Source organism: Ferviditalea candida (assembly GCF_035282765.1).
Lineage (GTDB): Bacteria > Bacillota > Bacilli > Paenibacillales > KCTC-25726 > Ferviditalea > Ferviditalea candida.
This window is the reverse complement of the sequence record NZ_JAYJLD010000099.1, coordinates 1-1,333: the sequence shown is the minus strand read 5'-3', so window position 1 is coordinate 1,333 and position 1,333 is coordinate 1. Positions and strand designations below refer to the sequence as shown.

1 protein-coding gene is annotated in these 1,333 nt (G+C 36.4%); it reads left to right on the top strand.

The genetic code is table 11. The features are described 5' to 3' along the window. The first annotated feature begins 48 nt into the window (after nucleotides 1-48). On the top strand, nucleotides 49-1,056 hold the full coding sequence (locus VF724_RS21195; RefSeq protein WP_371756224.1) for a tyrosine-type recombinase/integrase: 1,008 nt from the start codon (nucleotides 49-51) through the stop codon (nucleotides 1,054-1,056). The last annotated feature ends 277 nt before the right edge of the window (nucleotides 1,057-1,333 follow it).

Below are 1,333 nucleotides of genomic sequence, written 5' to 3'. Positions count from 1 at the left end.
CTTCGTCAAATATTATCCTCAAGCGCTTCGTGCGTCAAAGATGAAAACATGCGTAAAAGCGAGAAAAACGAAGAAAACATTAATTTATTGAGGGAGGTCTACAAACTTATGCAACCACAAGTAATTTTTCCTCAGCAACCTCATGCAGTAAATTACGAAGCGGATTCAGATGAGCAAATCATAAATATGTTTTTGGCATCATCCTATCGTTCAAAATACACCATAAGAAATTACAAGAATGCGATTAATAAATTCCGGAATTTTATTGGGAATAAATCGTTAAAGGATATTACGTGGAAGGAAATTGAAGTATACAAAATTGGGTTGGTTCAAGGTTTTTTTAGCCGAAGCAACAAGCCTCAGCGTCCCGCTACAGTGGCAATCTACATAGCGCCATTGCGTTCCCTTTACAAATGGGGAAGTGATCCCAATATAGGCATTTTTGATCATGATCCAACAACTTGCATACGTTTACCTAAAATTACAGTTAATAGTAAAAATCATTATTTAACAAAACGTGAGGTTATTTATCTGTTGGAGCAACTGAGAAAGCAAGGATTTCGCGATTATTTAATCGGATTAACTCTTGTTTTATTGGGACTAAGGGTATCTGAATTAATTTCGATAGAATGGGGGCATTTCCATATGGATCCGGAAGAAACTTCAATTTGGCTAACTGTTAATGGAAAAGGTGAAAAAGAACGTGAAGTGAAAGTTCCGCAAATGTTATGGAATTTGCTGAAACAATACTCTCATAATACCAAAATAAATAAGAACTCGCGAGATAAACAGCTATTCCCTTATTCGGTAAGGCTGATTGAGAAGGTTATTCAGAAAGCTCGCGAAAAAAGCAACCTGGAGAAAAAAGTAACTCCTCATTGGTTCAGACATACCAGTGCAACATTAGCCTTACTTAGCGGAGCTTCCTTACAACAAGTTCAGGAATACCTTGGACATTCGCATATTAATACTACTCAACGTTACCTTCACACAGTACAACAAATAAAAAAAACAGCTTCGGATTATATCGAAGACTACCTTAAGGATAATTTATAGGCAATTAAAATAATGAAGCCAAAGATGAAATCGGTTTCGGTTTGCGATTAAGCAAAGAAGAAGATAAACTGAACAAGAAATCAGCATTGTCAAAGTTTCGTAGCAAGTTCTTTGAACTATGCTGATTTCTCTTATAGTAGGTAATTTGATCGAGAATATCCGTTGTTTTGAAATAAATACTGTCAAACGTCTGAGAAAATGTCACCTTAACTCGTCCGAGAAAATGTCACTTTTGTAGTGTTCCGAGCCACCGTTAGGTGGCTTGGACTGTCTTTGA

Coding starts and splice junctions, on each gene's coding strand:
- VF724_RS21195 (WP_371756224.1), top strand. CDS start 49: ATGCGTAAAAGCGAGAAAAACGAAGAAAACATTAATTTATTGAGGGAG.